This window comes from Bacillus sp. FSL W7-1360, from assembly GCF_038592975.1.
Lineage (GTDB): Bacteria > Bacillota > Bacilli > Bacillales > Bacillaceae_D > Shouchella > Shouchella lonarensis.
The window spans coordinates 2,664,889-2,687,031 of the sequence record NZ_CP151950.1 but is presented as its reverse complement, the minus strand read 5'-3'; the positions used below and the strand labels follow the sequence as shown (position 1 = coordinate 2,687,031).

The following is a 22,143-nucleotide window of genomic DNA, read 5'->3' as shown; positions in this document are numbered from 1 at the left end:
TTTCCATGGCTGATGGATCAATCATCGAAGAGGGTAAGGGGAAATATAAATTGGTTGTGGAATTACCTACAACCGTAGACGTAAATGGGAAGAAAAAGAGGAACAGAAGATGCAAGACAATACACGCTTCTGGTCCTCGAGCTGCAAAAAAAGCACTTCAAAAATTTGTGGCAGAAAAAGAGCAAGAATTTGCGGCCGCGGAAAAGAAACAGGAAAGAATCCCTTTTGTTAAATTCGTGGAAGAGAAGTGGTTGAAAAATTTCGCAGAAGATTACTACGCACATACGACGCTAGAAAACTATCTATACACCTTAAACAGCCGCATACTACCTTCATTCGATAGACTTTGGCTGGATCAGATTTCTACAATGCACATTGTAGAATATTTGAAAAAACTATCTGATGATGTAACTCGTAACAACCCAAAGAAGAGCAAGCTCTCTTCTAGCACACTTGAATTTAATTATCGCATATTAAAAAGCATTTTTAAGCAAGCAGTGCTATGGGATTTCATCCAAGACGATCCAATGAAAGGAGTAACCAAGCCCAAAAGAAAGGTAAAGGAAAAACCCGTATATGACACCAACTTAGTGCGTATATTATTCAATTCATTGGAAAAAGAAGACCCACGTTGGCATTGTTTAATATTGTTAACCGTTTCTTCAGGTTTGCGCAGAGAAGAAGTTCTAGGTTTGGAAAGCAAGCACATTGACTATGAAAAAAACATCATACAAATCCAACAAGCAGTGACATATACCAAGAAAGAAGGTTTAGTTGTGGGGGACTTGAAAACAGAGGGGAGCAGAAGAGAGCTTTATATCTCACCTTCTTTGCTTCAATTGCTCTTACAATTAGACAACTATAAAAAAGAAGAAAGGATAACATCAGGGACCAACTGGAGTCCAGGGGCATGCTTTTTATTTTCAGACCAAGACGGAAAACCATTTCATCCTGACTATGTTAGTACTTGGTGGCGCAGATTCACCAAACGTAAAGAGCTACCTTATATCAATTTTCACGCACTACGCCACACAGCAGCAACAGTATTAATAAATCAAGGAGTGCATGCAAAAGTTATCTCAACAATCCTTGGACACACCAATATAACAACCACGATGAACATCTACGGGCATACGTTGAAAGAAGCGCATGAATCTGCTGCCAACGTCTTTGAAAAAATGTATAAAGATAGATCCACCGCCACTTCTGAATGAGTTCGCCACCTATTCGCCACTTGTGTTTCCTGATAACCATGAACAAAATCACTCTCTAGCTCATAAACCCTTATGTATCAATAGTTTCCCAATATGGAGCCTAGGGGGATCGAACCCCTGACCTCCACGCTGCCAGCGTGGCGCTCTCCCAGCTGAGCTAAGGCCCCGTATACTTTTATACTCCACATCCAGTAGAGACACAATAAGTATATCGCTATTGAAATCATTCGTCAATAAAAATGCTCCTACGTTATTTAAAAAATGATAGAACAATATCTAGTACATACCACACAATACCACTTATGACAGCAATAATGAATGCATGTAAAACGATTTCTCTTGTAAACTGTTTTGTCTTTGTGAAGTCTAATAAAATCCAGCCAAAGAAAACGGCGCACGCAACCATTAACGAAGCCAACATCGCTTCTCCCCCTTTTGAAACGTCTCTGGTGATGTAAAAACAAACACTGCTTATGCTAGCAGTGTTTGTTCAAGCTCAGCAACCAAGTTTTGCGTCACCTGTGCATACTTTGGATCAACATCGGCATCGCGGTCGACCGGTGCTTGGAATTGATTGAAGGCACCTGCCATCGTTGCTGGGACAACCCCGCCATCTGCTTGTTCATCGTTCCCTGCTTGATACACGTGATGGAGCAAATACGGCTTCCCTATTTTTACAATCGCACTGCCATCGCCAATCTCACCTTTAACGGCAGAAAAAGGGATGCGCAAAAACGTATAGCCGTCCTCACCAGAAACTTTATAATCATAACATCCATGATCATAATCCCAGTTCCCTCCAAGTGAGTAACCTAATGGCGAGAGTAAACGTTCGAGCTCTTGTAACTGCAACTCATGACCTTCAATTTTAGAATCAATGGTAATCATCTACTTATCATCCTCTATTCAGTCTGTCTCACATACATGAGAGCAACTTTAAAGTAACGTACCGTCACTTTAGTTTGTAACCGGATAGAAAACTTATTCAATCATTTAATCGTGCAGTCAATGCTGCTTTCTCCGCTTCAAAACCAGGTTTGCCAAGCAGCGCGAACATGTTCTTCTTATATGCCTCTACGCCTGGCTGATCAAACGGGTTAATACCGAGCAAGTACCCACTCATCGCAACAGCTTTTTCAAAGAAATAAATCAAATAACCGAAATGGTACTCATCTAAAGTAGGCATTGTAATCATTAAGTTTGGCACACCACCATCCGTATGCGCAAGCAGCGTGCCTTGCAACGCTTGCTCATTAACAAAATCAAGTGTCTTGCCCGCCAGGTAGTTTAGGCCGTCCAAATCGTTTTCAGCTTCCATAATTGGGACACGCTTATTTGAAGAGGTGACATGCACAATCGTCTCAAACAAATCACGTCGTCCGTCTTGCACATATTGTCCTAAAGAGTGTAAATCCCGTGAGAAATGAACTGACGCCGGGAAAATGCCCTTTTGATCTTTGCCTTCGCTTTCACCAAATAGCTGTTTCCACCACTCTGCCAAATCATTTAAATGCGGCTCATACGTGACCATTAACTCAATTGTTTTCCCTTTATTGTATAATGCATTTCGCACTGCGGCATATTGATACGCAGGATTTGATGATAGTGACGGTACCGCACAGTCTGTTCGAGCCGCGGCAGCCCCTTTCATCATTTCGCCAATATTTAAACCACTGACCGCAATTGGAAGCAATCCAACCGCCGTTAAAACAGAGAAGCGTCCACCGACATCATCAGGAATGACAAATGTTTCGTAGCCTTCCTCTGTTGCCAATGTTTTTAAAGCACCTTTCGCTTTATCTGTTGTCGCATAAATCCGCGTACGGGCACCTTCTTTTCCGTACTTTTTCTCTAAAAGAGATCGGAACATACGAAACGCAATCGCCGGTTCTGTCGTCGTCCCAGATTTTGAAATGACATTAATTGAGAAATCTTTATCACTGAGCACATCCAATAAGTCATGCACATACGTTGAACTCATCGTCTGTCCAACAAAAAAGACTTGCGGCGCTTTCCGTTCTTCACGTGGCAATTGATTGAAAAACGAATGATTGAGTGCCTCTAACGCCGCTTTTGCGCCAAGGTAAGAGCCGCCAATGCCTATGACTAATAATACGTCGGAATCGTGTTGAATTCTTGTTGCTGCTTTTTCAATTCGCGCAAATTCCTCTTGATCGTACGCGATCGGCAAGTCAACCCAACCTAGGAAATCATTCCCTGCTCCTGTTTTTTTATGTAACGCTTCGTGAGCTACATCTACTTGTGCTTGTAACATATCTATTTCATGTATTCCTAAAAAGGGTTTTGCTTTGCTGTAATCAAAGTGAATGACTGTCATGACGTTAATTCAATCCTTTCATCGTTCATACACTGCCTCGTCGTTCTTTCCTGCTAAACACGTGAATGCTGCAATGAATTGTTTTGAGCATGGCGCTCCATCGCTAATTCGACCAATGTTGTAATCAATGTTTGATAAGACATCCCGGTCTCTTCCCATAATTTTGGGTACATACTGATCTTCGTGAAACCTGGCAATGTATTAATTTCATTCACCACAATTTCATTTTCCGCTGTTAAAAAGACGTCGACACGAGCGAGACCAGCACAACCAAGTGTTCCATACGCCTGAATGGCGACTTCCTGAATCCGTTTTTCTACACCTTCAGCAAGGTTGGCCGGAATTGCAAGCATGGCGCCATCGTCGTCAATATATTTGGCATCATATGAGTAAAAACCATCTCGTGGAAGGACTTCGCCACAAATACTTGCTCTAGGCTCATCATTCCCTAAAACGGCACATTCAATTTCGCGACCGATCACAGCTGCCTCAACGACCACTTTGTGATCATATAAAAAGGCATCATCAATGGCTTTGTCCAAATCAGCTTTGGTCATTACTTTGCTCACACCAACAGAAGAACCTTGATTCGCTGGCTTTACAAATAAAGGTAAGCCAAACGTCTCAACGAGCTCATCCACATCTATGCTCCTTCGCTTTGCACGCGTATATGCCTGACCACAAGCGACCTGTAAACCTGCCTCACGCAACAGTCGCTTGGCAACATCTTTATCCATGCTCACGGCAGATCCAAGTACATCTGAACCGACAAAAGGGATATTTGCTAAACGGAGCATCCCTTGTAGCGATCCGTCTTCACCAAGTGTCCCATGGACAATCGGAAACACAACATCGACATCGGTCAATGCGCGATAGGATGAAGACACAAGCGCCGTTTTCTCGGCCCCTGGGATCATCGCTACGCCTTGCCCTGACGGTGCAAGTGCAATCGTCGCCGGATCATCAGCATTCATTAAAAAGTGATCCTCATCACTTACATGCCATTTTCCGTCTTGATCAATCCCAATTAAGACGGGCTCATAGCGTTCACGATCAAGCGCATCAATAATATTTTTCGCCGATTGTAATGAAACTTGGTGCTCAGCCGATTTTCCGCCAAAAATGATCCCCACACGCTTTTTTACACCCATATTCAATTCTCCTCCCCACGACATTCATTTACAAAGATGCGTGCAAAATCCGCAGCACATCCGCTCTATCTAGTCTGTAGTAATGACCAAAAATGCCATTCCCACAAGCAATATCGGTGATCTCCTCAAGTTGGTCTTCACTAATGCGATAATCAGCCAAACGCGTTGGTGCACCTAATTCACGCCAAAAAGAAGCTAACTGGTCAATTCCTTCTAACGCCACATCGCGCGCTTCTTTACCATTCGCATCAATCCCAAATACGCGCGTTGCTAATTGTGCGCCACGAGTTGGATTTACATCAACACTTTCACGTAACCAATTCGGGAACAAAATGGCCAATCCACCTGCATGGGGAATATCTGATACAGCTGACACCGCATGCTCCAATATGTGTGTGCCCCAATCGCCTTTTGCCCCCATTTGCGTCATACCATTCAATGCCATCGTTCCACAGTACATCATTGTTTCCCGTAAAGAGACGTCATTTAGATCATTTAACAACGCGGGTGCTGTTTCCAATACAGTTTGCAAAATTGACTCACAAAAACGATCTTGCAATGGTGTATTTTCAGCAGGGTGGAAGTAGGCTTCCAATACGTGACTCATGATATCTACAATTCCGTATACCGTTTGCTCACGCGGTACAGACAGTGTATTCACAGGATCTAAAATCGAGAAGTTCGGAAAGCTAAAAATGCTGCCCCATCCAATTTTTTCGTTTCTTTCCCAATTTGTGATCACCGATCCCGAGTTCATTTCTGATCCCGTCGCTGCAATGGTTAAAATTGTTCCAAATGGTAATGCATCACGAGGGGTCTCCACTTTTGTAATCACATCCCAAATGTCACCATCATGTCTTGCGCCAACTGAAATGGCTTTTGTCGCATCAATGACACTGCCACCACCGACAGCTAAAATAAAACCAATATTCTTTTCACGACAAAGGGCAATGCCTTTTTCTACCGTTGTTAACCGTGGATTCGGTTCAACTCCCGCTAGTTCTGTAACATGACAACCTGCATGAGACAGTTGCTCGAGGACGGTGTCATAAAGGCCATTATGCTTAATGCTCCCACCACCATATACAAGCAACACATTCCTGTCATATACAACCATTTCCTCAACTAACGTCGTTGTCTTTCCTTCACCGAAAATGAGTTTTGTTGGATTATAAAATGTAAAAGCGTCCATGTAGGAATATTCCTCCTTGTTTTAACCGGACTATATTTATGTTACCTTGTTTTGCCCGACGTTGCAAAATATGCTACTTCCATCAAAACACTTGCATAATCTATCCGCAAAAACGTAAAGATATTAGTAAGCACATTATTTTTTGTGTGTCTAACACGTTTTTAGCGGAGGTGAATCACGTGAATGGGTTTCAAAAAACAGCGCTTGTTCTAATCATTATTGGTGCCCTCAACTGGGGATTAATCGGCTTCTTCCGCTTTGACCTTGTTGCCTTCTTATTTGGCGGACAAGCAGCCGTCTTCTCTCGCCTCATTTATGCACTTGTCGGTTTGTCAGGATTATACGCCATTTCTATCTTGATGAGACCTCAAGTAGCCTTCGACGAGGATCATACGACTGAACCACAACGTTAAGCAAAAAGCAGCTAGAAGCTCTAGCTGCTTTTCTGCTTATTTCTTTGCACGTTTATTTAAGTCAGCTTGAATTTCGTTTGACTGTTTTAACCAGTCTTTGAGTTTATCTTCTAACGTATTAAACCCTTGTTGTTTCGTTTGCGTGACTTGCATGCGACGTCCTCCACTGGTTGGACGCGGCTTATTCGCACGTGCAGGGGCTTCTTGTGTCGCGCGAATAGAAAGGGAAATCTTTCCTGATTCTTCATTCACTGACATCACTTTTACTTTCACTTCATCGCCTACACTCAATACTTCGTTAATGTCTTTCACATAACCATGAGCAACCTCAGAAATGTGCACCAATCCTTGCTTCTCGTTATCAATTGCAACAAATGCACCGAATGGTTTAATACCCGTTACCTTTCCTTCAACAATCGTACCTTCTGCGTAATTAGACATACATCACAACTCCTAAATATGTTTTAACCTTTTAATTTTATCATATCTAAAGAAATTGCGCAAAGGGATTGTCGCAGGTTGTCAGCAAGCATATCACTTGCTTATCTTCAATTGCCCATGACGTAACGTCCCTTCACTAAAAATTGTGCCTAGCGTTGCTTCATACTTCTGAACTTTATAAGCCTCACGCGCTTCAAGAAGGGTAATGACTTTTCCTGGTGCATTAAAACGACCCGTTCGACCAGCACGGTGAATGTAACTTTCAACCGTGTTCGGTGCATACACTTGGATAATGTGTGTAATATGAGCAATATCTAAACCGCGAGCTGCGACATCTGTTGCCACAAGTATGGCTGCTTCTCCTTGTTCAAATGCACGAATCGCTTTGCTACGTTCATGTTTATCTCCTTCAGAAGAAAGCGCAACTGCCGCAATACCATGATAACGTAATTTTGCTGTGACTTCATTTAGTTGATCAATTTGGTTGACAAACACAAGCCCTTTTTTAATTGATTCGGCATGAATCACTTTACGGGTAACATCAATGCGTTCTCTCGCAGTCGTTTGGATCACGATGTGCGCCAAAGTATCTGGCAGCAAACCACCGTCCACTTTGATCTCATGAACTTCAGGTAACCAAGCTAAAAGCTGCTTCGCCACATCTGCTTGCACTGTCGCCGATACACATAAAAATTGCGCCGTACGACCAATCCTTTTTCCAAGCATCTCAACCGTGCGCCACGACACCGCTTCATCAACCATCCGATCAACCTCGTCAAGCGCAACCATCGCCACATCGGTTAATTTCAATTTTTTCATTTCGATTAGCTCTAATACACGTCCAGGTGTGCCAATAACAATATGAGGTTTTTGTTTTTTTAATTTGTCGACTTGACGATTGATATTTGTACCACCGATAAATGCTGCTGAAGTAATCGGACCATTTTGTGTCAACGTGCGTACCACTTCCATGATTTGGAGAGCCAATTCTTGTGACGGTGCAATCACAATCGCTTGAACTGCTTTTTTATCAGTTTGTATATGTGCCAAAATCGGTAACACATAGGCAAGTGTTTTGCCTGTTCCTGTTTGTGAACGCGCCAAAATGTTCTTTTTTGCTAACGCCTCTGGAATCATTTTTGCTTGAATTGGGGTTGGGTCTGTCACCCCTTGCGCTTGTAAAACTTCAGAAATCCCAGATGGCAACGTAGTCATTGTAAAATGTTTCAACATCAGTCTTTATACTCCTTTGTACGGACTAAGCCGTTGCTCACTAACCATGCACAATTCGTCCTATCTTCATTGTATGAGCCGAGGCGCTTTGGTCATCCTAATCATAACATATTCCTACTCCTGGAAACGACAGAGAAAGAGAGATGAATCATGACGATCAATCGCTCAAATGATGCACTACTTATTATTGATATGATTAACCCCTTCTCCTTTCACCATGCAGAGCAACTTTATCCGTTTGCTGAAAAAGCCGCATATCAAATTGCTTTACTTAAAAACCACATGAAAAAACGCGGGCGACCCGTGATTTACGTCAATGATCATTACGAACGCTGGCAAGCGGAATTTACAACGCTCGTGCACAATGTCATTGACGCCGATGCGATAGGTTCACCTCTTGCTAAAATTTTAATGCCTTGTGCGGATGACCTATCCGTTATGAAACCAAAATTCTCCGGTTTCTTTGCCACACCGCTTCACTTGTTGCTTGAACACTTGAAAGTGGATACACTCATTTTAACAGGCATTGTTGGCAATATGTGCGTGTTATTTACTGCAAATGACGCATACACACTTGAGTACGAGCTCATTATTCCACGCGATACCATTGCTTGTTTTTCGGAAGAAGATACCGATCATGCTTTGCATCACTTCAAACATTTATTAAAAGCGAATATTTCCCCAACAAACACATGGCTATAAAAAATCGAGCCACCTTTGTCAGGGCTCGATTTTTTTATAATCGGTCATTAAAAAACTTGGGCGAGTGACTTCGTATCTTGTGCTAACCATTTGTTCATTTGTTCTTTCGTCCCAGCTAAGTTGTGCAACTTCGCCTGACCACATTCTTTTTCGGTGGCGGCAGGAATTGACGTCTCCGCTAACGAATATACGAATGTTTTCTCTAACAGCGCGATTACTTCGTCGACTGTTGGTTTCCCACTTACGATTAAATAATAACCTGTTTGGCATCCCATTGGTGACACATCAATAATGTCAAAATGTGCATATTCATCCGCAAAACGACGAATATTGAGCGCAAGTAGATGCTCTAATGTATGAATCACATCCGGATCCAATCTATCTTTATTGGGTTGACAAAAACGGATGTCAAACTTATTCACTTCCCCATCTGTTCCAACATGATGCGTCCCACAATGACGGACATACGGTGCTTTTACAATCGTATGATCAAGCTCAAAACTTTCTACTGATGGCATATTAAACTCACTCCTCTTTTGTTCATGCTTTTATTATAAACGATGACGGATCATTTTGTCGAAACAAAAAGTCTACAATCCCGATCTGAATTAAAATTAGGGGGGGCACCCACAGTGAATTTTCACTCTTTTTTTCGGAAATGGTTTCACAATCTAAAAGACAGTTACATTTTTGACGCTGCCGCCACACTTGCCTTTTATTTTATTTTGGCGATTTTCCCGCTCATGGTTTGTGTGTTAGCTAGTGTATCATTTTTTCGTGTCAATACATACGACGTACATCAATTTATTACTTCCTATGTCCCAGGTGAATTAGGAGATATGTTTGGAAAAATTGTTTTAAACACGATTGGTGATCCAAAAACAGGACTATTTTCGATTGGTATCATTGGTACACTTTGGTCTGCTTCTAATGCCATTAACGCTTTCATTCGTTCCGTCAATCACGCATACAAAATCGAAGAAACGCGTCACTTCCTTCATTTACGTGTCATCGCCATCATTTTAACGATTGGCATGATTTTGTTAATTGTGCTCGCTCTTGCCTTGCCGGTTTTTGGAAATGTGATTTTGTTGTTTTTAGAAGACCACCTCCATTTATCGAAAACAGTTGGCGATTTATTAAGCTCTTTACGATGGGTTGTGACTACACTTATCATATGTGTTGTTTTAAGCGTCCTATACAAAATTGCACCAAATCAACCATTGCGTTGGTATGATGGACTAGCGGGTGCTTTATTTGCAACTGCCAGCTGGCAGCTCATCTCCTTTCTTTTTTCTCTTTACCTTAGTCACTTTGCTCATTACGAAAACACATATGGACCCATTGCTGGTGTCATCGTTCTCATGCTTTGGTTCTATTTTACTGGTATGATCTTAATTATTGGTGCAAAACTCAATGCAACCTTTTATCAGCTGAGGAAAAAAATTGCTTAGAAGATGTATACAATGCGCATAAATGGGTACGATGGTAGCAGAAATGATCACGTTTTAACGATAAAGGAGTGAATGTTAAATGAACAAAACAGAATTGGTACATGCCCTCGCAGAACGAGCCCAACTATCAAAAAAAGATGCTGGAATTGCTGTTAACACCATGTGTGATTTGATTACAGAAGCGCTAAGCAAAGGCGAGACTGTTCAACTCATTGGGTTTGGCAACTTTGAAGTACGTGAGCGTGCTGCGCGAAAAGGACGGAACCCACAAACCGGTGAAGAAATCGAGATTGCTGCGACACAAACGCCAGCTTTTAAAGCCGGAAAACAACTAAAAGAAGCCGTAAAATAAGAAAAAAAGCCTGTTCACAAGAACAGGCTTTTTTTCATGTAAACCACATTATCATTTGATGCAACGCCATAGTGCCAAATACAATATCATTTACTCAACTTTCGCAGGCAAAAAATGCTTCGAGTTTCAGTTATAACAAGGCCTGTCGGCCTATGAAATATGCTCCTTGACATCAGTACTTGAAACATGAAAAGCACCACTTCTTTTAGGTATAATAGAGTTGACTAAACCCAATACCAAAAAGAAGAGGTGCTTTCTCTATGATAACTGAAAGGCATGTAAATGAGCAACTCCCAAATGAAATTAATGTTGTATTATCGGAGCTAGAAATGACAAAGCATTTGCGTCAATCAGGTATTCGGAAGAACTTTGGGTTTAGCTGTAATGTTTTATTTCGCCTTGTATTCGCGCTCATTTTCCACCAAAAAAATTGGTTTGCGCTTTTCACTTCAAAGAAGCGTGAAGATTTTCCTGGAAAAGACGCTATATATCGCTTTTTAAACTATCCAAAGTTTGCTTGGAGAAAGTTTCTTTTATCGCTCAGTACAGCTGTCATTCAAAAAGTCAGCGCATTGACATCAAATGATCGTCCCAAGGTCTTGATTGTGGACGATTCTTCATATGACCGCAATCGCAGTAAAAGGGTCGAACTGCTTGCCCGTTGTTTTGATCATTCTTCCACTAAAAATCGCTTTTATAAAGGATTTCGTATGCTTACACTCGGTTGGTCCGATGGGAACACTTTTATACCTATTGATTTTTCACTACTGAGTTCCAAAAAATCTATCATCAATGGCATCAACGAAGATCTCGATAAGCGTAGTGCTGGTTATAAGCGACGTAAAGAGGGTCTTCAATCCGCTCCTGAACAACTCCCTGGTATGATCGCGCGAGCATTATCGAAAGGCGTTCAGGCTTCCTATGTCTTAATGGACTCGTGGTTTACTCAACAGCCATTGATCAAAGCCATTGTAGATCAAGGAATTGATGTTATCGGTATGGTGAAGAATTCAAAACAGCGTTATCAAGTAAACGGTAAAATGCTATCTTTGAAGGAGCTTTATCACCGTGCAACGCCTCTTCCTGAGAAAAAAGGTGTTCTCCGCTCCATCACGACAACGATGGCAAATGGTGTCACTGTTAAAGTTGTTTTTGTGCGTAATCGGAATAAAAAGCGAGAATGGCTTGCTGTTTTGAGTACAGACTGCACCCTTTCTGAACAGGAGATTATCCGAACTTACGGGATCCGCTGGGATATAGAAGTGTTTTTCAAGACGACGAAGTCGCTCCTCCGTTTGCAAAAGGAGTTTCAAGGGCGTTCGTACGACTCACTTATTAGCCACACAACCATTGTTTTTACTAGATATATCGTGTTATCCTGGCAAAATCGTTGCCACAATGATCATCGGACACTGGGTGGTGTATTTTATGATCTCTGTGATGAGATGCAGGCGCTTGATTGGACTGTTGCGTTGCAACAGTTACTCGAGCTTCTTCATGATGCTTTTGACAAGATTGATAAGCGCGCACAGCGCTTGATCAAAAGTCAACTCTCACATTGGATTGCTGGATTACCCACTTATATCAAGGCTTACATGCCTGATTTGAGGTGCGAAAGTTGAGTCATTTACTTTTTTGTAAACGTTAATGAATGATCACGACGTCCTCTCAATTCATATGAAAGGGTGTCTCCTGGTTGGACAGACAACTGTAACGGCGCAGTGGTCACTCCTTTATTCATTGCGATGAGCGTATGCGTACCTGCTGGCACTTCAATGACCATTTTTTGCCTTCTTTTCAATACACCCATAAAACAATTGTTAATGAATACTTGTGACCGCCGTTTTAATGCGTAAAGTTCTCGCACACATGTAATTTCTACATAAGCAATGTCCATCTGTCTTTTTCCTCTCTAACGTTTACTTGTTTGCACGAATTATATGATGTGCAAGTGTTCGCGCCATCACACCGGTCGCTCCGGCAGGACCGAGCGGTGTGCCTTTTTCTAACCAAGATGTACCAGCAATATCAAGATGTACCCAAGGGGTTTCTTCAACGAATGCACCTAAGAAAAGGCCTGCAGTAATGCTACCAGCTGGACGCCCAGGGGCGTTGTTTAAATCCGCCACATCGCTTGTCTTTAATAGCTTTTCATACGCCTTACCACTTGGGAATTGCCAAATTGGCTCGCCCATTTCCGCGCCTGCTTGACAGAGCTTGCACATAAAGTCTTCATCATTTGTGACGGCGCCCGTCGTTTCATGACCTAGCGCAACGATACAAGCACCTGTTAACGTTGCGACATCTATTAATCGTGTTGCACCTAGTTGTTTTGCATACGTCAAGGCATCTGCTAAAATTAACCGCCCTTCGGCATCGGTATTACGTACTTCAATGGTTTTCCCACTTAAAGAATGTAATACATCTCCTGGCTTCATGGCTTCACCATTAATTAAGTTTTCACTAGACGGGATTACAGCAAGAACATTCGCCGCTGGCTTTTCTGCACCTATAATGTCCATTGCCCCGAGTACTGCCGCAGCGCCGCCCATATCGCCTTTCATTTCGTGCATGCCAGCAGACGGCTTCAATGAGTAACCACCCGAGTCAAACGTTAACCCTTTTCCGACAAAGGCAGTGACACAATCGTCTTTCGGGTTTCCTTCGTAGCGGAGGACGATGAGTTTAGCCGGTTGGGAACTCCCTTGCGCCACGCCGAGAAGTGCCCCCATCCCGAGACGATGCATTTCTTCCTCGTCTAATACTTCATACTCAAACGCATGCTTCATTGCCAAGTCAACAGCGACATCTTCTAAATCGGTTGGTGTCATTTTATTTGCTGGTGTATTCACCAAATGCCGGGCCATATTTGTTCCTTGACCATATGTATAACCACGTTCCGCAAAAAATACACCGTTTTTTTCAAGTGATTCTCCATATAGCGCGACAGAAACTATTTTTGTTTGTGCACCCTCTTCAGCTTCCTTATAGTGGTGCTTTTCATATTGGCTTAACGACAGTGCTTCCCCAATACAAAAAAGCACATCATCTACTGGTGCAGACCCCAAAAATGAGTCCACATCAACACCCACCGTTTCTAATTGATTTTGTTGCAATGCTTGGCCTATTTTACCAATATATAAACGCAAATCATGTTGGTCGCCGTTATAATTTTCCCCTAAATAAATAAGATAAAGCCATTTTGTTTGTGTTTTTCCAAGTGTGGGTACACTAATGAAGTCGCCAATTTTCTTTGTTTGTGCCATTTGCGTCGCTAGCTCTTGTAACTGACCTGATAAACATCCATCTACTTTTCGAAATAAGCTCGTAAGTTGATTTGACGTGACACCAAGTAAAAAGGCATCCTGAACAGTTGTTGCATCCCATTGTTGCTTCATTTCAAACAAATGTCTCATCTCCTCTTTGCATCTTATGCTTTAAAGTATAGCATATCCCAAGCAAAAACAGCGCGAAAAACAGCGACCAGTTTCGTAAAATTGTTTCATCGTATATGGTATACTAGTATTTGTTGGAAAACATAAACGTTACATAATGATTTGCAACATAGAAAGGAGCATCTTTTTATGGATATTTTGTACAACTTTCCCCTTTTATCTGCTTTTCTCGCCATGCTTATCGCTCAATTCCTAAAAATACCGCTCACTTTTTTTGCGACACAAAAAGTCGATTGGTCCTTATTTACAAGTACTGGCGGCATGCCTAGTTCACATTCAGCAGCGGTTACAGCGCTTTCGACAAGCATTGCACTCGAGCAAGGGCTTGATTCTTCGTTGTTTGCTGTTTCCGCCGTATTAGGGATCATTGTCATGTTTGATGCAACGGGTGTCAGGCGCCACGCTGGTTATCACGCAACAGTTTTGAATCAGTTACTAAAAGACTTTAACAAGCTTGTAGAAGAAGTTAAAACATGGCAGAAAAAGGAAAATGAGCAAAAGCTGAAGGAACTACTTGGACATCAACCGATTGAAGTCTTTTTCGGCGCATTACTTGGGATCCTCATTGCAATTGTATTCAACATGGTTGTTTAGATATTAAAAAAATGCCCTTTCTCTTACGCACAATCATCATAAGAGAAAGGGCATTTCCACTTGCATTTAAAAGTGACCCAAGGTCAAATTCGTAAATACGTAAATGGTTGACAACAACGCAGATAAACATAACGCACACATAAACAAACGTAACAACCATTTTCTCATTAGGCTCACACTCCTTCCTTACATCCTTTCCTGTAAGGAAGTGTTTATGCAGGTCTCACTCATTAAAACATTTGGTATCCTGCCTTACGTAACAGCTTCATAATGATTCCAGCTGCAATGGTACCAAACAAACCACTTATTAACACAATAATATCAGCTACATGTAGTGATGCAAAACTAGAGAAAAGTTGTGAAAACGCGTTCCCAGGCTCTTTTACATACAACATATAGGGAGATTTATTCACAATCAATAAAATCACAATTGGATACAAAAATGCCATAATCCAAGTCAAACGTAAAATCATGTTTAACAAAAAACCAATACCAGCAAACAAAATAAAAAACAATAGCACCGATACAAGCAACTGCAAAATATGTACCTGCTCCATCTATCATCCCTCCACATCGCTAGTGTACGAAAAAAGCACCTCGCACGTCAAGGCGAGGCGCTTTCGTACATCGTTACTTATTACAACGGGAATTTCCCTTTTTTTAGCGCGAGCAAGGGGCCACCCAGCATCAGCAATGCCCGATTATCAATCATTTTTTTCATGAAACTCGCTGTGCCACCATACAATTTCTTCGAGCCGACCACACCGATCGCTTCTTTTCCACCAAGAGAAGCAACGGTTCCTTTAATATCCGGTTTAAACGTTGCAAGGTTGCTACCGCCACCAACAAGTGTCATCACATTATGTGCACATGTCTTTGCCATTTGCATCGCAATTTGTGCAGTCGGTGGGTATGGACGATTCGCTTCTTCATTAATGATCAAAGCACAGTCCCCGATAATGAAAACATCATCATGACCTGGTGCGCGTAAATCTGGTTCAACTTTGACACGTCCACGATTTGCTTCAAAACCAGACTTTTCAATGACTGGATTCCCACGTACGCCTGTTGCCCATACAATCGTTTCTGCCTTAATTTCTTCCCCTTCACCAATTTTGACACCTGTCTCGGTCACTTCTTTGATTGGTGTATTAATTTTAAACTCGACACCGCGACTTTCAAGCACATTCATCCCATATTCGACCAATTCAGGATCAAAACCAGGTAGGGCCATTGGCGCTGCCTCAACTACGTATAGACGGACTGCTTCGCGTGGGACATCATACTTTTTGCATAGTTCAGGTACACGCTCTGACAACTCGCCAATAAACTCCATGCCTGTAAAGCCGGCACCTGCAACGACAAACGTCAACCGCCCTTCGTGCTGATCCTCGCCATTGTGATAGCTTGCAAATTGTTTTTCGATATGCCCTTTTACTTGACGGGCACCATTTAATGTCCATTTCGTAAATGCATGTTCGTGCACACCAGGAACGCCAAATGTTTCCGAAACCGCACCAAGTGACACAACGAGGTAATCATAAGGCACTTCACCATCTTTAAGTAAAACTTTCTTCTCTTCACGCTTAATTTCAACAACTTCGTCCTGAATAAAATGAACCCGATTCGTATTTAACACAGTTGAAATTGTCACACGTGCTGCTTCAGGCTCCATCGTCCCAGCTGCTGGCTCATGTAGCCACGTCGTTTGATAATGATAATCGTGTTTGTTCACGAGTGTAATAGACGCATCGTTCGCGCCAAGTTTCTTTGAAAGGGTTACTGCCGTATTCATCCCCGCATAACCAGCTCCAAGGATAACAATTCTTGCCTTCTTCACGCTCATCACTTCCATCTTTTTAATATTCATTCGTCCATGGTAGCATATCAATTTCTTTGTGATCTATTTCACGTTTTTCTTCAAGAAATCGTCACCATCTTCAACACTCTAATGATAGTTGTTTTTTGAATGAAATTCAACCTCTTTTTCTTTATTTTCTAAGGAAATCATCGCCTTTCCTTTTCGAAGCTGGACAGGTCATGTATAATGAGAAAGGATCTCATTTCAAAATGGAGGTGCAACGGTTTTGCACAAGACGAACGAAACATTCGATTTAACCATTATCGGTGGCGGTCCTGCTGGGCTTTTCGCCACATTTTACGCCGGAATGCGACAAATGAACGTACAAGTCATTGAAAGTATGCCGCAATTAGGTGGGCAGCTGTCCGCTCTCTATCCAGATAAATATATTTATGATGTCGCTGGTTTTCCAAAAGTGAAAGCACAAGACTTAATTGATCAACTGGCAAAGCAAGCACAGCAATTCAATCCAACACTTGCTCTCGAGGAAGCGGTTCAGCACTTACACCGTGAAGAAGATGGTTCATTTACGCTCACAACAAATAAAGCGGTTCACAAAACAAAAGCCGTGTTGATCACCGCCGGTGCAGGTGCTTTTGCACCGCGTAAGTTAAAAGTCGCCGACGCAGACCTCTATGAAGATAAAAATATTCATTACTTTATTCGCGATTTATCTGTATTTACTGGTAAACGTGTCGTTGTTGTGGGTGGCGGGGATTCTGCAGTTGACTGGGCACTCATGCTCGAGCCGATTGCAAAAGAAGTGACACTCGTTCACCGCCGTCATGAATTCCGCGCTCACGAGCATAGTGTCGAACTACTGAAAAAGTCATCTGTGAACCTTTTAACACCATATGAAACGACGGCATTGCACGGCGATGAACATGGCGTAAAAGAAATCACTTTCCAAGAAGTGAAAGGTGAACAAACGAAAACGCTCGCTGTCGATGACGTCGTCGTCAACTTCGGCTTTGTTTCAAGCCTTGGACCAATCAAAGAATGGGGCTTAGACATTCACAAAAATGCGATTGTCGTCAACTCTAAAATGGAAACGAACATTCCAGGTGTGTACGCCGCAGGAGATGTGACAACTTACGATGGCAAAGTAAAGTTGATTGCAACCGGTTTTGGTGAGGCACCGACTGCTGTGAATAACGCCAAAGTATTTATTGACCCAAAAGCGCGCGTGTTCCCAGGGCATTCAACCAGTCTTTTTTAAGGAAGAAAAAACCAGTAGCGACACGCTGCTGGTTTTCTTATTTGTATCAATGAATTATTTACTATCTAACCTCAACGGCACTCTCGATATTGAAACAGACTTGATGACATTAATGATGTAAGAAACCTAAATACACAATAAACACAACAGACAACACATACATAAGCGGATGCAATTCGCGCCCGCGTCCTTTCACAACCATCGTTAAGGGGTACAATACAAAGCCTAAGGCAATCCCTGTAGCAATGCTATACGTGAGTGGCATTGTCACAACTGTAAAGAAAACCAGAATGGCAACTTCCATCTTCCCCCAGTCAATAAACCGTAGTGATGTCGCCATCATCACACCAACGATAATTAAGGCAGGTGCAGTGACTTCGGCGGTGATGACACTTAACAACGGTGAGAAAAACAACGCGACCAAAAACAATAAACCCGCGACAATCGCTGTCAAACCAGTACGTCCCCCAACAGCAACACCCGATGACGATTCAACGTACGCCGTTGTCGTCGACGTACCAAACAATGAACCAATCGTTGTCGCACTCGCATCGGCAAATAATGCCCGACCGGCGCGCGGCAAGCGATTATTTTTCACAAATCCGGCTTGCGTCGCGACAGCAAACAATGTTCCGGCCGTATCAAAGAAGACGACAAACAATAACGTTAAGACAACCCCGACCATTTGTAATGTGAATACTTCGGCCTGCCAATCAACCGCAAATGCAGCCAAAAATGTCGGTGCTAAACTTGGTGGTGTTGAAATAACGCCAGCAAATGAGGTAAAGCCTGTCACAACGCCGACGACCGCGGTGAGCGCCAACCCATAAAAAACAGCACCACGAACGCCACGGACAACCAAGATGATCGTCACGACAATCCCAAACAACGACAATAGTGCCCCTGGCTCACTTAAATTCCCTAATGCGACAAATGTACTCTCATTGCTCACAATGACACCTGCATTTTTAAAACCAATAAACGCAATAAATAATCCAATTCCCGCTCCAGCGGCATACTTTAGCTCTTCTGGAATCGCATCAATAATTTTTTCCCGGATTTTAAACAATGTAATAGCTATGAAAATAACACCTGAAACAAACACCGCAAACAAGGCCGCTTGCCACGATAAGCCCATTCCAATCACGGCTGTATAAGCAAAGAATGCATTCAAACCCATTCCTGGCGCAAGCGCGATCGGATAATTAGCGAGTAACCCCATAATAAGCGATCCGACGCAAGCTGCAAGTGCAGTCGCAACAAATACAGCACCCACGTCCATTCCGGCCGCCCCTAAAATTTCTGGATTAACGAATAAAATATAGGCCATCGCGAGAAATGTTGTGAAACCGGCCATAACCTCTCTCCGTACACTTGTACCATTCTCTTCTAATTTAAAAAAACGCACCATCTCTGCCTCCCAAAATGAAATAAACCTCAAGCGATAAACACTTGAGGCAGACATGACGAACCATCATCATGTCGTAGTCAAGCCATTTACGGTAGCTCGGTAGAAACTTGCAGGCCTTATCCCTGCGATTATACGACCATGAAACACAATTTTCTTCATTTTTCTCAGTATAACAAGTGTTTCCTGCGTGGTCAATAAAAAACGAACATTGTTTTGTGGATAACCGTCATTATTCGCCTTTATACAACATGATTGAACTACCCCTCCTTACCGTCCTACGGGACGCTTGAAGAAGGAGATTCTTGGGAACAAAGCGTACTTGTTGCGTATGTCTTTACTAACAGCGGTTGCTCTTCTTTACCAAGCTATCCCCGTAGTCCCTACGGTTCCTCATTCCGTAGTCATCCTAAAGCCTGTAAGCGTAGTCCTTCTGTTAGAATGTTTACGCTCGCATTGATATCGCGATCATGGTGCGTGTGACACATCTGGCAAGTCCACACTCGAACGTCAAGTGACTTCTTGCCGCCTTTATGACCGCAAATAGAACAGGTCTGACTAGATGGATACCACCGATCTACTTTGATGACTTCTCTACCATACCACTTCGCTTTGTATGTTAATTTTGTCACAAAGCTAGACCACGACACATCGGAGATGCTTTTCGCTAATTTACGGTTACGCAACATGCCTTTCGTATTTAAGTCTTCGATACAGATACAATCGTGGTTTTTGATGATATCTGTACTCAGCTTATTTAGAAAGTCATCGCGTTGGTTCGATACGCGTTCGTGTAAGCGTGCTACTTTTTGTTTTTGCTTTTGAACATTCTTCGCTTCAAAAAGATCGATACCGTTCTTCTTCGCATTTAAGGCACGTCTTGACAGCTTCCGTTGTTCACGCTTCAATTTCTGTTCCATTTTTGCTGTGAACTTGTTGTTGTCAACCTTGCGTCCGTCAGAAAGAATAGCAAAATCCGTGATACCCAAGTCAACACCAACAGAAGCGCCTGTTTTTTGTAGTGGCTGCACTTCTACTTCTGCGAGAAAGGATACAAAATACTTGCCACTGGGATTTCTTCGCACCGTAGCATTTAAGATACGACCTTTCACTTCTCGGCTTTTCGCAAAGCGGACGAGACCCAGTTTAGGCAACTTGATTTTGTTGCCTGCAATCGCAATATTCCCGTTTGTTTCCTTTGTTGTGTACGATTGTACCCGATTCTTTTTAGACTTGAAACGCGGTGCATTTGCTTGCTTTTTGAAGAATCGGGTGAACGAATCAGCAAGGTTTTTCAAAGTCGATTGCAGGGCAATGCTGTCCACTTCTTTTAGCCATACTAATTCCTTCTTCAACTTCGGTAATTCAGCAGAACAAGATTTATAAGTCAACCCTTTGCCTGTTTGTTTGTATGTGTTGTTCCATTGACCTAAAAAATGGTTGAACACAAAACGACTACATCCGATGGTTTTGCCAATGAGGATTTTTTGCTTCTGGTTGGGATACATTCGAAACTTATAGGCTTTATGCACGAACTTCACCCTCTCACCTCATTCCTGTCTCAAATCATCTTATACTATGATGATACAACACAGAACATAAGTTCGCAACCGGAAACGAACATGACTTTCAGGCTAACGCCTGACCGACATTCATCTCCCACTTACCTTTTCAGGCTTGAAGTGGGAGTCTTCTGCCGGGGAATGTTAAAAAAATGATTGACCATTCATTTATACTGTAATAGTATAGAGTTATAAATATAATTTTGTATTATAACAGATGCTCAAGGGAGAGATGATGAATGACAAACACAGTAGCAGCCACAACTTTAGAAGCATTTTGGGCAAATGATGCCCGTTGGAAAGGCATTGAGCGCCCGTACTCAGCAAAAGATGTGCTCGCACTACGCGGCTCCGTTAAAATCGAGTACACATTAGCACAATTAGGTGCAGACCGTTTATGGAAGTTAATGCATGAAGATCCATTTGTCCGTGCGCTCGGTGCATTGACTGGTAACCAAGCGGTCCAACAAGTCAAGGCTGGGTTGAAAGCGATTTATTTGAGTGGTTGGCAAGTTGCCGCCGATGCCAATTTATCCGGCAACATGTACCCTGACCAAAGTTTGTATCCAGCCAACAGCGTCCCGCACGTCGTCAAACGCATTAATCAAGCGTTACAGCGCGCCGATCAAATCGAACATGCCGAGGGAAATACGGACCATCATTGGTTTGCACCAATTGTCGCTGACGCAGAAGCTGGGTTTGGTGGGAAGTTGAATGTCTTTGAGTTGATGAAAGGGATGATTGAAGCTGGAGCAGCTGGCGTGCACTTTGAAGACCAGCTTGCTTCTGAGAAAAAATGTGGTCACTTAGGCGGAAAAGTATTAATTCCAACGCGCACCGCTGTGCAAAACTTAATTTCTGCCCGCTTAGCCGCCGACGTTTTAGGTGTTCCGACGATCTTAATCGCCCGGACCGATGCAAACGCTGCTGATCTTCTCACAAGCGATGTTGATCCAGCTGATCATCCGTTTATCGCGAGCGGCGAACGGACGGAAGAAGGGTTTTTCCGGACAAATGCTGGGCTTGACCAAGCGATTGCCCGCGGCCTTGCTTACGCCCCATACGCCGACCTTATTTGGTGTGAAACATCTGAACCGAACTTGGAAGAAGCACAAGCATTTGCTGATGCAATCCATGCAAAATTCCCAGGCAAGCTGCTTGCTTATAACTGCTCGCCTTCATTCAACTGGAAAGCAAAATTAAGTGATGCTGAGATCGAAACATTCCAAGAAAAGCTCGGTGCGATGGGATATAAATTCCAGTTTGTGACACTCGCTGGCTTCCACGCCCTCAACCACAGCATGTTTGAACTCGCACGCGGTTACAACAAACGCGGCATGGGTGCTTACTCAGAGTTACAACAAGCAGAGTTTGATAATGAAGTGAATGGTTATACAGCGACACGCCACCAGCGCGAAGTCGGTACTGGTTACTTTGATAAAGTTGTAGATGTAGTGTCCGGTGGAAAGTCTTCGACAACAGCGATGAGCGGTTCGACAGAGACGGAGCAGTTTACGGAGGTGTGAGTGACATACAACAAGACCCGGTGAGGAA

The 22,143-nt window shown here is 42.8% G+C and carries 23 protein-coding genes, 1 tRNA gene and 1 riboswitch; of the genes, 9 read left to right on the top strand and 15 right to left on the bottom strand.

The window, feature by feature from the left end; translation table 11 throughout:
* Window positions 1–5: 5 nt before the first annotated feature.
* Window positions 6–1,214 (top strand): tyrosine-type recombinase/integrase, encoded by a 1,209-nt coding sequence (locus NSQ26_RS13835; protein WP_499718584.1) that lies wholly within the window; start codon window positions 6–8, stop codon window positions 1,212–1,214.
* Window positions 1,215–1,308: 94 nt separating this feature from the next.
* On the opposite strand, the gene NSQ26_RS13830 is transcribed toward NSQ26_RS13835, so the two are convergent.
* From NSQ26_RS13830 to NSQ26_RS13805, 6 genes are all read right to left on the bottom strand, one after another.
* A tRNA-Ala gene (locus tag NSQ26_RS13830) sits at window positions 1,309–1,381 on the bottom strand.
* A gap of 83 nt (window positions 1,382–1,464) precedes the next feature.
* A complete protein-coding gene (locus NSQ26_RS13825) occupies window positions 1,465–1,635 on the bottom strand; it encodes a hypothetical protein (RefSeq protein ID WP_176763772.1) in 171 nt (56 codons plus the stop codon).
* Window positions 1,636–1,685: 50 nt separating this feature from the next.
* Window positions 1,686–2,102, bottom strand: a complete 417-nt coding sequence (locus NSQ26_RS13820; protein ID WP_499718583.1) for a YugN family protein — start codon at window positions 2,100–2,102, stop codon at window positions 1,686–1,688.
* A 97-nt stretch (window positions 2,103–2,199) separates the two neighbouring features.
* Window positions 2,200–3,552 carry a glucose-6-phosphate isomerase gene (locus NSQ26_RS13815; RefSeq protein WP_499718582.1) on the bottom strand — a complete coding sequence of 451 codons (1,353 nt, stop codon included), beginning with the start codon at window positions 3,550–3,552 and terminating at the stop codon, window positions 2,200–2,202.
* A gap of 53 nt (window positions 3,553–3,605) precedes the next feature.
* The gene (gene ddlA, locus NSQ26_RS13810; RefSeq protein ID WP_090774840.1) at window positions 3,606–4,703 is read right to left on the bottom strand and encodes a D-alanine--D-alanine ligase; all 1,098 of its coding nucleotides are present in this window, start codon (window positions 4,701–4,703) and stop codon (window positions 3,606–3,608) included.
* 28 nt (window positions 4,704–4,731) lie between these two features.
* Entirely contained in the window at window positions 4,732–5,895 is a 1,164-nt protein-coding gene (locus tag NSQ26_RS13805) for an iron-containing alcohol dehydrogenase (RefSeq protein ID WP_499718581.1), read from the bottom strand.
* Window positions 5,896–6,074: 179 nt separating this feature from the next.
* On the opposite strand from NSQ26_RS13805, the gene NSQ26_RS13800 reads away from it, so the two are divergent.
* A complete protein-coding gene (locus tag NSQ26_RS13800; RefSeq protein ID WP_090774838.1) occupies window positions 6,075–6,308 on the top strand; it encodes a DUF378 domain-containing protein in 234 nt (77 codons plus the stop codon).
* Between the two features lie 36 nt (window positions 6,309–6,344).
* Here the strand turns inward: NSQ26_RS13800 and yugI are convergent, their stop codons facing one another.
* Window positions 6,345–6,749 carry a S1 domain-containing post-transcriptional regulator GSP13 gene (yugI, locus tag NSQ26_RS13795; RefSeq protein ID WP_090774837.1) on the bottom strand — a complete coding sequence of 135 codons (405 nt, stop codon included), beginning with the start codon at window positions 6,747–6,749 and terminating at the stop codon, window positions 6,345–6,347.
* A 93-nt stretch (window positions 6,750–6,842) separates the two neighbouring features.
* On the bottom strand, window positions 6,843–7,982 hold the full coding sequence (locus NSQ26_RS13790; protein ID WP_499718580.1) for a DEAD/DEAH box helicase: 1,140 nt from the start codon (window positions 7,980–7,982) through the stop codon (window positions 6,843–6,845).
* 150 nt (window positions 7,983–8,132) lie between these two features.
* Between NSQ26_RS13790 and NSQ26_RS13785 the strand changes: the two genes are divergently transcribed.
* On the top strand, window positions 8,133–8,684 hold the full coding sequence (locus tag NSQ26_RS13785) for a cysteine hydrolase family protein (RefSeq protein ID WP_499718579.1): 552 nt from the start codon (window positions 8,133–8,135) through the stop codon (window positions 8,682–8,684).
* Window positions 8,685–8,731: 47 nt separating this feature from the next.
* Here the strand turns inward: NSQ26_RS13785 and NSQ26_RS13780 are convergent, their stop codons facing one another.
* A complete protein-coding gene (locus NSQ26_RS13780) occupies window positions 8,732–9,202 on the bottom strand; it encodes an S-ribosylhomocysteine lyase (protein WP_499718578.1) in 471 nt (156 codons plus the stop codon).
* A gap of 114 nt (window positions 9,203–9,316) precedes the next feature.
* Between NSQ26_RS13780 and NSQ26_RS13775 the strand changes: the two genes are divergently transcribed.
* From NSQ26_RS13775 to NSQ26_RS13765, 3 genes are all read left to right on the top strand, one after another.
* Entirely contained in the window at window positions 9,317–10,138 is an 822-nt protein-coding gene (locus NSQ26_RS13775) for a YihY/virulence factor BrkB family protein (protein ID WP_499718577.1), read from the top strand.
* 79 nt (window positions 10,139–10,217) lie between these two features.
* Window positions 10,218–10,490, top strand: coding sequence for a non-specific DNA-binding protein Hbs (gene hbs / locus NSQ26_RS13770; protein ID WP_090774832.1), 273 nt, complete (start codon window positions 10,218–10,220; stop codon window positions 10,488–10,490).
* Window positions 10,491–10,750: 260 nt separating this feature from the next.
* Complete coding sequence (locus NSQ26_RS13765; protein WP_499718298.1) at window positions 10,751–12,112, top strand: IS4 family transposase; 1,362 nt, start codon at window positions 10,751–10,753, stop codon at window positions 12,110–12,112.
* Window positions 12,113–12,117: 5 nt separating this feature from the next.
* Here NSQ26_RS13765 and NSQ26_RS13760 read toward each other — a convergent pair whose 3' ends face one another.
* Both NSQ26_RS13760 and NSQ26_RS13755 read right to left on the bottom strand, forming a co-directional pair.
* Window positions 12,118–12,387: a hypothetical protein gene (locus NSQ26_RS13760; protein ID WP_090774831.1), complete on the bottom strand. Its 270-nt coding sequence runs from the start codon at window positions 12,385–12,387 to the stop codon at window positions 12,118–12,120.
* A gap of 22 nt (window positions 12,388–12,409) precedes the next feature.
* The gene (locus NSQ26_RS13755) at window positions 12,410–13,897 is read right to left on the bottom strand and encodes a leucyl aminopeptidase (RefSeq protein ID WP_499718576.1); all 1,488 of its coding nucleotides are present in this window, start codon (window positions 13,895–13,897) and stop codon (window positions 12,410–12,412) included.
* Between the two features lie 177 nt (window positions 13,898–14,074).
* Here NSQ26_RS13755 and NSQ26_RS13750 point away from each other — a divergent pair, with 177 nt between their 5' ends.
* A complete protein-coding gene (locus NSQ26_RS13750; RefSeq protein WP_090774830.1) occupies window positions 14,075–14,539 on the top strand; it encodes a divergent PAP2 family protein in 465 nt (154 codons plus the stop codon).
* A 230-nt stretch (window positions 14,540–14,769) separates the two neighbouring features.
* Here the strand turns inward: NSQ26_RS13750 and NSQ26_RS13745 are convergent, their stop codons facing one another.
* Together NSQ26_RS13745 and NSQ26_RS13740 are read right to left on the bottom strand one after the other, a co-directional pair.
* Window positions 14,770–15,096 (bottom strand): YuiB family protein, encoded by a 327-nt coding sequence (locus NSQ26_RS13745; protein ID WP_090774829.1) that lies wholly within the window; start codon window positions 15,094–15,096, stop codon window positions 14,770–14,772.
* Window positions 15,097–15,176: 80 nt separating this feature from the next.
* On the bottom strand, window positions 15,177–16,385 hold the full coding sequence (locus NSQ26_RS13740) for an NAD(P)/FAD-dependent oxidoreductase (protein ID WP_499718575.1): 1,209 nt from the start codon (window positions 16,383–16,385) through the stop codon (window positions 15,177–15,179).
* A gap of 241 nt (window positions 16,386–16,626) precedes the next feature.
* Here NSQ26_RS13740 and NSQ26_RS13735 point away from each other — a divergent pair, with 241 nt between their 5' ends.
* A complete protein-coding gene (locus tag NSQ26_RS13735) occupies window positions 16,627–17,619 on the top strand; it encodes an NAD(P)/FAD-dependent oxidoreductase (protein ID WP_499718574.1) in 993 nt (330 codons plus the stop codon).
* Between the two features lie 109 nt (window positions 17,620–17,728).
* On the opposite strand, the gene NSQ26_RS13730 is transcribed toward NSQ26_RS13735, so the two are convergent.
* Together NSQ26_RS13730 and tnpB are read right to left on the bottom strand one after the other, a co-directional pair.
* Window positions 17,729–19,030, bottom strand: coding sequence for an NCS2 family permease (locus tag NSQ26_RS13730; protein ID WP_499718573.1), 1,302 nt, complete (start codon window positions 19,028–19,030; stop codon window positions 17,729–17,731).
* Between the two features lie 54 nt (window positions 19,031–19,084).
* Window positions 19,085–19,186, bottom strand: a riboswitch (purine riboswitch).
* A gap of 245 nt (window positions 19,187–19,431) precedes the next feature.
* The gene (tnpB, locus tag NSQ26_RS13725) at window positions 19,432–20,568 is read right to left on the bottom strand and encodes an IS200/IS605 family element RNA-guided endonuclease TnpB (RefSeq protein ID WP_499718572.1); all 1,137 of its coding nucleotides are present in this window, start codon (window positions 20,566–20,568) and stop codon (window positions 19,432–19,434) included.
* Window positions 20,569–20,828: 260 nt separating this feature from the next.
* Here tnpB and aceA point away from each other — a divergent pair, with 260 nt between their 5' ends.
* Window positions 20,829–22,115, top strand: coding sequence for an isocitrate lyase (gene aceA, locus NSQ26_RS13720; RefSeq protein ID WP_499718571.1), 1,287 nt, complete (start codon window positions 20,829–20,831; stop codon window positions 22,113–22,115).
* The last annotated feature ends 28 nt before the right edge of the window (window positions 22,116–22,143 follow it).

Excerpts from the sequence above, each read along its gene's own strand:
- NSQ26_RS13835 (WP_499718584.1), top strand. The coding sequence starts at position 6 with ATGGCTGATGGATCAATCATCGAAGAGGGTAAGGGGAAATATAAATTG.
- NSQ26_RS13825 (WP_176763772.1), bottom strand. The coding sequence starts at position 1,635 with ATGTTGGCTTCGTTAATGGTTGCGTGCGCCGTTTTCTTTGGCTGGATT.
- NSQ26_RS13820 (WP_499718583.1), bottom strand. The coding sequence starts at position 2,102 with ATGATTACCATTGATTCTAAAATTGAAGGTCATGAGTTGCAGTTACAA.
- NSQ26_RS13815 (WP_499718582.1), bottom strand. The coding sequence starts at position 3,552 with ATGACAGTCATTCACTTTGATTACAGCAAAGCAAAACCCTTTTTAGGA.
- ddlA (WP_090774840.1), bottom strand. The coding sequence starts at position 4,703 with ATGGGTGTAAAAAAGCGTGTGGGGATCATTTTTGGCGGAAAATCGGCT.
- NSQ26_RS13805 (WP_499718581.1), bottom strand. The coding sequence starts at position 5,895 with ATGGACGCTTTTACATTTTATAATCCAACAAAACTCATTTTCGGTGAA.
- yugI (WP_090774837.1), bottom strand. The coding sequence starts at position 6,749 with ATGTCTAATTACGCAGAAGGTACGATTGTTGAAGGAAAGGTAACGGGT.
- NSQ26_RS13790 (WP_499718580.1), bottom strand. The coding sequence starts at position 7,982 with ATGTTGAAACATTTTACAATGACTACGTTGCCATCTGGGATTTCTGAA.
- NSQ26_RS13785 (WP_499718579.1), top strand. The coding sequence starts at position 8,133 with ATGACGATCAATCGCTCAAATGATGCACTACTTATTATTGATATGATT.
- NSQ26_RS13780 (WP_499718578.1), bottom strand. The coding sequence starts at position 9,202 with ATGCCATCAGTAGAAAGTTTTGAGCTTGATCATACGATTGTAAAAGCA.
- hbs (WP_090774832.1), top strand. The coding sequence starts at position 10,218 with ATGAACAAAACAGAATTGGTACATGCCCTCGCAGAACGAGCCCAACTA.
- NSQ26_RS13765 (WP_499718298.1), top strand. The coding sequence starts at position 10,751 with ATGATAACTGAAAGGCATGTAAATGAGCAACTCCCAAATGAAATTAAT.
- NSQ26_RS13760 (WP_090774831.1), bottom strand. The coding sequence starts at position 12,387 with ATGGACATTGCTTATGTAGAAATTACATGTGTGCGAGAACTTTACGCA.
- NSQ26_RS13750 (WP_090774830.1), top strand. The coding sequence starts at position 14,075 with ATGGATATTTTGTACAACTTTCCCCTTTTATCTGCTTTTCTCGCCATG.
- NSQ26_RS13745 (WP_090774829.1), bottom strand. The coding sequence starts at position 15,096 with ATGGAGCAGGTACATATTTTGCAGTTGCTTGTATCGGTGCTATTGTTT.
- NSQ26_RS13740 (WP_499718575.1), bottom strand. The coding sequence starts at position 16,385 with ATGAGCGTGAAGAAGGCAAGAATTGTTATCCTTGGAGCTGGTTATGCG.
- NSQ26_RS13730 (WP_499718573.1), bottom strand. The coding sequence starts at position 19,030 with ATGGTGCGTTTTTTTAAATTAGAAGAGAATGGTACAAGTGTACGGAGA.
- aceA (WP_499718571.1), top strand. The coding sequence starts at position 20,829 with ATGACAAACACAGTAGCAGCCACAACTTTAGAAGCATTTTGGGCAAAT.